Origin of the sequence: Microcystis sp. LE19-10.1B, assembly GCF_027530565.1 — a bacterium.
In the GTDB taxonomy this organism is placed as follows: Bacteria; Cyanobacteriota; Cyanobacteriia; order Cyanobacteriales; family Microcystaceae; genus Microcystis; species Microcystis aeruginosa.
In genome coordinates this window covers 1-9257 of sequence record NZ_JAPZQM010000424.1, presented here as the reverse complement: position 1 = coordinate 9257, position 9257 = coordinate 1, and the positions used below count along the sequence as shown (strand labels likewise).

The following is a 9257-nucleotide window of genomic DNA, read 5'->3' as shown; positions in this document are numbered from 1 at the left end:
ATCAGAAATCGACTTGGCCAGCTTACGGTTTTTGACTAAGTTTCTTACCTTTAAAGCCTCATAGACTACCAGATCATTAGACTGGACTAACGCCAAAGCGTCTTTAATTGCTTTGTCTTTACGTTGTCTTGATACTTTAAGGTGAAGCTTGGCTACTTTTATCCGTTGCTTGTGATAGTTGTTAGACTGTTTCTTTCCTTTGCGAAATTGTTTTGATAATCTCCTTTGTGCTTTTTTCAGTCGTTTTTCTGACTTTCTTAAATAACGTGGATTCTCTACAGTATTGCCTTGAGCGTCAGTATAAAACTCTTTTAACCCTAAGTCAATTCCTGTTATTTGTCCCGTCGGTTTATGGTATTCTTGCCGTTCTACGTCAATCAGAAACTGGCAATAATAACCGTCAGCACGTCTAACAACTCTTACCCGTCTAATCTGTTGCTCTGAATAATAAACTAAGGTCTTTTGACTACACCATAAATCAAATTCTCCTGCTTTAAAGCCATCAGTGAACTTGATTTTACGTCGATCATCTGATAGTTTGTAGCCCGTTAGTTTATACTCAACCGAACGGTTATGTTTTTTGAACCGAGGAAACCCCTTTTTTCCCGGTATCTTAGCATGACAATTATGGTAAAACCTAGTAATTGATTGCCAGGCTCTATCAGCAGCCGATTGACGAGCTTGAGAGTTTAATTTATTAACCCATGGTGTCTCTTTATTGTTAGCTAGTACCGCGCAAAGTTTTTGGAGATCATTGCGGGTTGTCCCTTGATTGGACCGCCAATAACGAACACAAGAATTACGCACAAACTGAGAAGTTTTGATAGCTTCATCAAGCCGGTGATATTGCTCTGGTGTTCCGTTTTTTAGCTTTGCTTCTACGACTAGCATCTAACAATCCTCGACCCTTGGCTAAGTTAATTATAACACAGTTTACCCACAGATGGTGGAATTAAACCGATGCTCTGCGGTTGATATTCTGGTCGGATTTCATCCCCCGCAAAGGTGAGTATCTTGTCGAAAAATCTAGCGCGGGCATTCATCCGACATTTTAGGTAAAAAAATTAATTCAGCCGGTGTTACCGCTCCTTTTTCCGTGATGATAGCGGTGATTAAAGCGGCGGGAGTAACATCGAAAGCGGGGTTATAAAAGTTAACATCTCTAGGGCAAAGGGTAGTTGTCCCCACCTGATAAATTTCGGCACGATCGCGCTGTTCGATCGGTATCCCCGTACCATCCTTAAGGGAAAAATCCACCGTCGATAGCGGCGCGGCCACATAAAAAGGCAGATTATGAGCTTTTGCCACCACCGCAAGGGAATAGGTGCCGATTTTGTTAGCCGTGTCCCCATTGGCCGCAATGCGATCGGCCCCAACGATCACCGCATCGATCAGTTTTTGCTGCATACAGTGGGCCGCCATGCTATCGGTGATCACGGTGACGGGAATTCCCTCCCGCAGACATTCCCAGGCGGTTAATTTTGCCCCTTGCAGCCGCGGCCGGGTTTCGTCTGCATACACTTGTATTAATCTCCCTGCTGTCCAAGCGGAACGAATTACCCCTAAAGCAGTACCATAACCGGCCGTGGCTAGGGAACCAGTATTACAGTGGGTTAAAATTGTCAGTTTTTCCGGTTGCTCCGGCAGCGCCAATAAACCATGGTGACCGATCGCCCGACAGGTTTCCACGTCTTCTTTTTGGATATTTTGGGCAGTTTCAAGGAGATTTTTGGTAATTACTGCCACTTCTGGGCCACTTTCCCTGGCCACTTTTAACATTCGCTCGATCGCCCAGAATAAATTCACCGCCGTCGGCCGGGTTTGGGCTAATCGATCGGCTATTCTAGTTAAATCAGCCAGAAATTGCTCTTTCTGGTCGGTGGTAATTTCCTGCGCTCCTAAAACCATACCGTATGCAGCCGCCACCCCGATGGCCGGAGCGCCGCGGACAATCATCGTTTCGATCGCCCGGGCCATGGCTTCACTGCTGGTGATCTCAACTTCCCCATACTCCATGGGTAAACGGGTTTGATCGATCAGCCAAACTTTGTTATCTTGCCAACGCACGGGATAGATCGAGTTACTCTCGCAAGTGGTTGTGGTCATAAACATTTTTAGATTGAGAATTAGCTAAATTTACCACTATAGCAGCGGCCTTTCTCCACGGCTGATCAGCAGTAAAAACTATTTTGTGTTTTTTTGTAAAAAGTAATTTTAAATACAGAAACTTTTTTTAGAATGTATAGATAAGTGACTAGGAAAAATTTAAGAATACTTTCTCACCTAGCCCGACCTTTTATACTAACCGATTAAGAGGATAATTACCGTGAAAACAGCGAAATATCCCGAAAAAATTGCCGCTCTCTGGACAACATTCCTCTTGGGAACTCTATTTCACACCCAACTGGGTTTAATGCCGCTTTTCCATGGTCAATCGATCGTCGAGAGTCATCAAACCAGCAATCTCGATCCGATTTTCTGGGGAATGTTGCTCTTTTTTTTGCTGCCAATGTTAGCGATTATCGGGGTCAATTTTAGCGAAAGTCGCTCCTTGAGAAAGACCCATTTCTGGCTGACAATTCTCTATTCTGTCTTGAATTTAGCCCATCTGATCGCCGATCTTCTGGTCAGACCGATCGCCTGGTATCAAATCGCTCTCATGGCAATTTTATTGATCATCGGACTGATTTTAAATCTAGTTTCCTATCAATGGCTGCGGTTAGCGATCGCCCATCCGCGCGATTTCTCGGAAAGTCATTAGCAGTGCCAAGATCAAGGGGTAGCCAGTTGACTAACTGATTCAGACAAGAGGATGCCTTTTGATCTCAAGTTGGTGCTTATGAAAGCAAAAGCAAGCTTAAACCGTAGCTAAAGCGATTTTTTTGAAAATGTAGCTTAAAAAATCCAATTAATCCCTATTATTCCCCAGATCAGCCCATAAATTGCCCCTATTTCCTGGCCGCCGCTGCGACCACATCTCACCAAATATGGAGCTTTTTAGCTATGATGGTTCAGAAGCAAGCCAATAAAGGGAACTTTCGGGGCTGGTTATTCATCAAAAAACTCCTGATCGGAGGAGTCAAATAGACTATATAGTTCAGATTAACGGCAAATATTGGTTAATAGTAATAACGAGGTAATTATTTTGATGAAATCTCTCATTCGTTGGACAGCAACTCTTGGTTTAGTGGGAACGACAATGTTGACTTCGCTGCTGGGCAGCTATTCTAAAGCACTCGCTTTACCGGAAGAACAAATCGTCAGAACCTTGCAGTCTGTACCTGTCTTCGCTATTGCCGACGATCAAGGAGTTCCCCTAATTGCCGTGGGAGAAAAAGAACAGAAATTCACGGGAGTTTTTATCAGTCAACAGGACGCACAAAACTTTTTTGAAAGACTGAAAAAAGAGAATCCTGAAGTTGCCAGCAAAGTTAAAGTTCAGGCTGTTTCTTTGGCACAGGTCTATAAAATGCAAACCAGTCAAACCGATCAAAATCGTTTAATTATCGATTTTGTTCCCAAAGAGTCGGAAGTAGAATCAGCGAAAAAATTGCTCAGTGAAAGAGGTCAACAATATCAAGGTGGTGTACCTTTATTTGTGCCGAAAGCGGGAAAAGAGAGTAGTTTTCTGGTGATCAATCGCAATAATCAGGATTTTATTCCTTTCTTCTTTGAAAAGGCCGCCGCTTTGCAAATGGTAGAACAATATAAAAAAGCTAATCCCGCAGAAGCGACCACGGTGAAAATTGATGTTATTCCCTTAGAAAGTGTCATCGCTACCCTACAACAAAGTAACGATGAAGCTTTAACTAAAATTCTCCTCTATCCTAGCCAAGAAACGATTGATTTTATTCGGGCAAATAGCAACCAAAAGGCTCCCAACCAACCCCCGGCAAATCAGCCACGCCCTAATAATAATACCAATAATCCCCCCGCCCCCAATCGTTAAGCCTTGTGTCTGCGAGTATTTCCGGTCAAGAATTAAGTCAATGGCGACAACAGGCGATCGCCGATTTAGAGCAAGCGCAACTATCTCCGAAAGAAGTGGATATCTTTCTGCAAGCAGTGACAGATTTAGATACTCTTTCCCTGCGCTTACAATCCTTTCGCGAACGAGAAAAAATCCCCTTGAGTTATTCTTGGTCGGAAATTACTAAACGCTGGCAAAAACGCCTGCAATCAAGGGTTCCTTTACAGTATTTGCTCGAATCGGTGGTCTGGCGTAATTTTACCCTCAAAGTCTCCCCAGAAGTCTTAATTCCTCGTCCCGAAACCGAGTTATTAATCGATATTGTTGGAGAAACCGTCAGAGGAGACGACGGGGGAATCTGGGTAGATCTGGGAACCGGTAGCGGCGCGATCGCTATTGGTTTAGCCAGTATCTTGACAAAAGCAGAAATATATGCTATTGATTACAGTCAAACGGCTTTAGCGATCGCCAAAGAAAATATCATCAAGACGGGTTTTGCCGACAGAATTATCTTAAAACAGGGTTCTTGGTGGACCCCCCTAGAGAAGTGGCAAGGACAGATTAGCGGTATGCTGTCCAATCCTCCCTATATTCCCAGTGCAGAAATCCTTGACTTACAAATTGAAGTGCGGGAACATGAACCCCGTTTGGCCCTCGATGGAGGTGAAGACGGATTGACCGCGCTGCGCTATCTAGTGGCCACTGCTCCCGATTATCTGCGATCGGGAGGCCTTTGGCTAGTGGAAATGAGAGCCGGTCAAGGGGAAAAAGTAGCGCAAATGCTGGAAAATCAGGGCAATTATCGACAAATTCAGATTATTAACGACCTAGCAGGTTTCGATCGCTTCGTGTTGGCCGAGCGAATTTAGCGCAATGCAGCCGCTTCGCAGTCCCGCAGCCAGAGACGCACCGCTTGGCCGATGGTGCCTTGACTGGTTTCTAGGGGAGGTAAGGGGACTTGAGCGGGTTCAAGGGCAGCTAATTGACTGTAAACCGTCACTAATCGCCATCCTTCCCCAGTTTTAGTTAAAAATAACCAGTGATAATTCTGGAGGCTGACAGAGCGATTTTTGCTATACTGACGCTCTAAAGTCGTAAAAAAAACCTGTTGAGTGTCATCGGCAATTTGACCAGAATATTGACTGGCAGTTAAAGGTAGGGGTGCAAATTCAGGACGACCGGCAATAATCACAAAAACCGGTGTAGATAATTTTTGGTCGATTTGGGAGCGGCTAATAACTCGATTAGCATAACTGGGTAAATCTGACAAGAGGCGATCGACTAAAAGATTTAAATCCTCCGGACAGCTAGAAAGAGGACGACTAACTGCTGGCAAGTTAATCCCGAACATAACCAGCAATACAGCTAAATGTCGGCTAATTCTTGACAAATTTTTGCCCATGCTACCTTTGGCTCCTCGGCACCAGTGATCGGTCGTCCAATTACTAGATAATCAGCCCCAGCTTTAAGCGCTTGGGCCGGAGTCATCACCCGACTTTGATCCCCTTTGCTTGACCAGGAGGGACGAACTCCGGGGCAAACTAAGAGAAAATCCTCTCCACAGACGCGCCGCAATTGCGCCACTTCTTGGGGAGAACAAACCGCCCCATCAATTCCTGATTCCTTGGCCAATAATGCCAGATTTAAGGCATATTCCGATAGTTCTAGGGGAATTTTGAGGTCGAGGGCTAATTCCCTGGCGTTAAGGCTGGTTAAAACGGTGATAGCGAGAAGTTTTGGCGGCGATAGCAGGTCAGAGATTGCCCCCTTAGCCGCCGTCAGTGCTTGCCGTCCGGCCGTAGCGTGCAGGGTGAGTAAATCCACTTGATAGCGACTAGCTGAACGACAGGCCCCGGCGACCGTATTGGGAATATCATGGAATTTGAGATCGAGAAAGCTCTTTTTTTGTCTTTCTTGCAGAATCCCTAGAATTTCTGCACCGCTACTGACAAATAATTCTAGTCCCACTTTCCAAAAATTGACTTCTGGCAGCAGATCGAGCAGTGCGATCGCTGATTCTAAATCCGGCACATCGAGAGGAACAATAATTCGGTCTGAGTTGGTCATATTGGGGCGATACAGTGGGGAAGTGGGGAAGTGGGGTGATGGGGGAGTGGGGGAGTGGGGAAGTGGGGACGGAGTTTCAAGGCAGTACAGCTTAAATCAGAGAAAAATCCAATCGGCAAAGGTGGCAGCCTGTCCGCAGTAAATGCCATCACGATCGATGATATTCCAAACGATCGCTTTTTCGATGCGAAATAGTTGACCGTTTTTCGTGATCCTTACCCCGTGATAATCGTTGATATAGCCCTGTTTTTTGACTAAATCTAGCATTTTTTGGCGTTCTTGGGCGGGTTCCTCCCCCTCTACCGTCGCTCGCGAAGGAGTTGTTAATAATTCTGGCCAAGTTAAACCCCAGAGATCGAGGGCACCGCGATTACCATAATTGAAGATCGGATTAGTTTGTGTACCGTGGGAAACTAGGACAAAAGGGGCATAAAAGAGCATTTTACTCTGTTCTTTGCCAGTACCGATCCGGGGTAAAAGCGATCGCCCGATTAATCGTTCATAATTATCCAGCAGCAATTCCGTCCAAGCTATAATAGCTAAATCTTCCCAAATTTCCATAAAATTATCTTGAAAAACCGGTTTAATCTTGCCGTTGCCAATATTTATAGGCCGCGTAGGCTAAAGTAATCACTCCCGTCAGAATTGCCGACTCATCCACTAAAAATTCCGGATGGTGAAGGGGGGGATTGAGGAGGTTAGTAGAACCCACTCCCAGACGGAACATTGTCCCCGGGGCCTGTTGCAAATAAAGGGAAAAATCCTCGGCCCCCATGGAGGGTTCCGAGAGAATTAAAACCCGATCCCGTCCCCAAGCTTCTAAACCAGCTTCTTCCACCAAACGGGTTAAAAATTGGTCATTTTGCACCGATGGCACACCCCGACGATATTTTACTTGACATTTAGCGTTATAGGTGCTACAGACATTCGTGACCAAACTCTCGATCCATTCCGGGAGATGGGCGTGGGTTTCTGGGTGCAGCGATCGCACGGTTCCCGCCATGCGTACCTGATCAGCGATGACGTTGGGGGCGCGACCACCGCTAATCTGCCCGATGGTGAGGACAATGGGACGCAAAGGGTTTTGAGTCCGACTAATTGCCTGTTGTAAAGTGGTGATTACTTGCGAGGCGATCCAGATAGCATCGATCGCCTCGTGGGGCCGGGCCCCGTGGCCGGATTCCCCTTGAATAAAAATCTCCAGATCGTCGGCAGCTGCAGTTAAGGCCCCGTAACGAACTCCGATCGATCGGGCCGGAATCGAGGGGAAAACGTGCAGCCCCAAAACGGCGCTGACATCCCGCATCACCCCCTCCCGGATCATCCAATTGGCCCCCTGGGCGATTTCCTCTGCTGGTTGAAAGAGAAAGCGTATTTTTCCCCCCAAAGGTTCCGAGAGACGGGAAAGCACCATCGCCACCCCTAAACCGACGGTAGCATGAACATCGTGACCGCAGGCGTGCATAATCCCCGGTTTGCGGGAAGCAAAGTCTAAATCGGTTCTTTCTTGGATCGGTAGGGCATCCATATCGGCGCGGATGGCTAAAATCCTTCGATCACTGCCTTTTCCCGCCAATTCTCCCTTAACTCCCGTTTTTCCCACCGCTTCCTGCACCGATAGACCACAGGAAGACAAAACCCCGGCAATATAGGCGGCCGTTTGATATTCTTGCCCACTTAACTCTGGATTCGCGTGAATGTGGCGGCGAATCTCCACTAATCGGGGTGCGAGACTCTCGGCTATGTTTTTAATCTCGGAGAGCATGAAACCAGTTTTACAGTATCTTTAGAGTTAATCATAGAGCATTTTTTACCTGAAAATTCGACTTGGCTGATTTTAAGTCTGCATTGTCTTCTCGGCATTCTTTCAACCCGGGACTAAGCTAATTTGTCAATAGGATGCAGGAGTTACTATTCATCTCTTGATTCGGTAACGCCTCTTGAGAGAATATTCCAGCTATGATAGGAAACATTGTCTAGTTAGGAAAAAACATGGTTCAGTCTTCCGAAAAAATTGAAGTTAAGTACGGGGAAAGAGAAATTGCCGAAGGAACATTAATTACTTTCCCCAATCCACGCCCTGGCAGAAATTACGATATTCAGATCACTCTGCCGGAATATACCTGTAAGTGTCCCTTTTCCGGTTATCCCGATTTTGCCACTATTTATCTTAGCTACGTTCCCGATCAAAAGGTGATGGAATTAAAGGCGATTAAACTTTATATTAATAGTTATCGCGATCGTTATATTTCCCACGAAGAAGCAATTAACCAAATTTTAGATGATTTGGTGGCCGCTTGCGAACCCTTGCAGATGAAAGTTAAGGGGGATTTTCATCCCAGAGGTAACGTCCATACCGTGGTGGAGGTGATGTATAAAAAAGAATAGCATAATTGTCTAGTTTGGGGATGGGGTTGCCTCCATCCCTTGCTGTTCTAGTTTTTGTTGTTCAAGTTTTTTGCTGTTCGAAGGTCTGTAGCCAGTCAACAGGAGAAGATGCTCAAGCAGGTTATATCGCTATCTTGTCCTTTGTCTGATAGGTTTTATACTAAATCCGTTGAGTATAGGCTTACATATCAGGACAGGCACTCATGCAAGAGGCAAGAGGCAAAAGGGAGAATAAATAATCAGTTTTTAATAACCTGGTTTAGTATTACTCATACTGAGTGTGCGCTTGATTGGGCGCATCTAGAGGACTGCTACTCCCAGTTTTGTCCAGATTTTCGGCTATCCCGTCGAAATCATTCCTCAGTGCGAACGATTTTTACCGAACAAGCAGGGCATCGATGACGGTGGGATTTACACCTTCTGTCGCTACCCTACGTCCAGCTTGCAGTGGTAGCCAACAACCCTGACGAGCAAGCCATCCGCGCCCAATACCTGCGCCATAATCGCGTCAGATACTTTGCTTTGATCTAAAATTGAGTCAGCAATATCTAATTTGGAGTCTCAGGCAATGGAACCAATTTCTCTAATTCTCGCTGCGTTGGCTGCTGGTGCGGTTGCTGCTGCTAAGGATACGGCAGGAACAGCGGTTAAGGATGCTTATGAGGGTTTAAAAGCGTTGATTAAGAAGAAATGGTTCTTCGTTACTTGGTATGGTTCGATAGGGGGGCATAAATCGACTAAATCCTTATCTGGTAAGAGACTTAATTGATTAGTTGGCTCTAGAGCAAAAACAATTGACAAAAATCGCTAAGTGCCTTTCTCTATAAGGGTT

At 45.7% G+C, this 9257-nt stretch carries 11 protein-coding genes and 1 pseudogene; 5 read left to right on the top strand and 7 right to left on the bottom strand.

The window, feature by feature from the left end; genetic code table 11:
* Both O9332_RS15355 and mtnA read right to left on the bottom strand, forming a co-directional pair.
* Positions 1-891: RNA-guided endonuclease InsQ/TnpB family protein (locus tag O9332_RS15355; protein WP_288026279.1), on the bottom strand; the 891-nt coding region annotated here is incomplete at its 3' end.
* Between the two features lie 135 nt (positions 892-1026).
* Positions 1027-2106, bottom strand: coding sequence for an S-methyl-5-thioribose-1-phosphate isomerase (gene mtnA, locus O9332_RS15350; RefSeq protein WP_002763807.1), 1080 nt, complete (start codon positions 2104-2106; stop codon positions 1027-1029).
* A 220-nt stretch (positions 2107-2326) separates the two neighbouring features.
* Here mtnA and O9332_RS15345 point away from each other — a divergent pair, with 220 nt between their 5' ends.
* The 3 genes from O9332_RS15345 to prmC all read left to right on the top strand — a co-directional run bounded on the left by O9332_RS15345 (position 2327) and on the right by prmC (position 4839).
* Complete coding sequence (locus tag O9332_RS15345; protein WP_002763808.1) at positions 2327-2761, top strand: hypothetical protein; 435 nt, start codon at positions 2327-2329, stop codon at positions 2759-2761.
* Positions 2762-3148: 387 nt separating this feature from the next.
* Positions 3149-3949: a Tic22 family protein gene (locus tag O9332_RS15340; RefSeq protein ID WP_288026277.1), complete on the top strand. Its 801-nt coding sequence runs from the start codon at positions 3149-3151 to the stop codon at positions 3947-3949.
* Positions 3950-3954: 5 nt separating this feature from the next.
* On the top strand, positions 3955-4839 hold the full coding sequence (gene prmC, locus O9332_RS15335) for a peptide chain release factor N(5)-glutamine methyltransferase (protein WP_288026275.1): 885 nt from the start codon (positions 3955-3957) through the stop codon (positions 4837-4839).
* Here the strand turns inward: prmC and O9332_RS15330 are convergent.
* From O9332_RS15330 to O9332_RS15315, 4 genes are all read right to left on the bottom strand, one after another.
* Entirely contained in the window at positions 4836-5372 is a 537-nt protein-coding gene (locus O9332_RS15330; protein WP_052277909.1) for a hypothetical protein, read from the bottom strand. The genes prmC and O9332_RS15330 overlap by 4 nt on opposite strands.
* The gene (gene pyrF, locus O9332_RS15325) at positions 5336-6037 is read right to left on the bottom strand and encodes an orotidine-5'-phosphate decarboxylase (protein WP_002763813.1); all 702 of its coding nucleotides are present in this window, start codon (positions 6035-6037) and stop codon (positions 5336-5338) included. The genes O9332_RS15330 and pyrF overlap by 37 nt, the downstream gene beginning before the upstream one ends.
* Before the next feature lie 96 nt (positions 6038-6133).
* On the bottom strand, positions 6134-6598 hold the full coding sequence (locus O9332_RS15320) for an MEKHLA domain-containing protein (protein WP_002763815.1): 465 nt from the start codon (positions 6596-6598) through the stop codon (positions 6134-6136).
* 22 nt (positions 6599-6620) lie between these two features.
* A complete protein-coding gene (locus O9332_RS15315; RefSeq protein WP_002763816.1) occupies positions 6621-7802 on the bottom strand; it encodes a M20 family metallopeptidase in 1182 nt (393 codons plus the stop codon).
* 227 nt (positions 7803-8029) lie between these two features.
* On the opposite strand from O9332_RS15315, the gene queF reads away from it, so the two are divergent.
* On the top strand, positions 8030-8425 hold the full coding sequence (gene queF, locus O9332_RS15310) for a preQ(1) synthase (RefSeq protein WP_002740916.1): 396 nt from the start codon (positions 8030-8032) through the stop codon (positions 8423-8425).
* A gap of 568 nt (positions 8426-8993) precedes the next feature.
* Positions 8994-9119 (top strand): annotated as a pseudogene (locus O9332_RS28440) (Het-E N-terminal domain-containing protein); the annotation flags it as partial.
* Here the strand turns inward: O9332_RS28440 and O9332_RS15305 are convergent.
* The gene (locus tag O9332_RS15305; protein WP_288026281.1) at positions 9083-9226 is read right to left on the bottom strand and encodes a hypothetical protein; all 144 of its coding nucleotides are present in this window, start codon (positions 9224-9226) and stop codon (positions 9083-9085) included. The pseudogene O9332_RS28440 and the gene O9332_RS15305 sit on opposite strands and share 37 nt — an antisense overlap.
* Between the last annotated feature and the right edge of the window lie 31 nt (positions 9227-9257).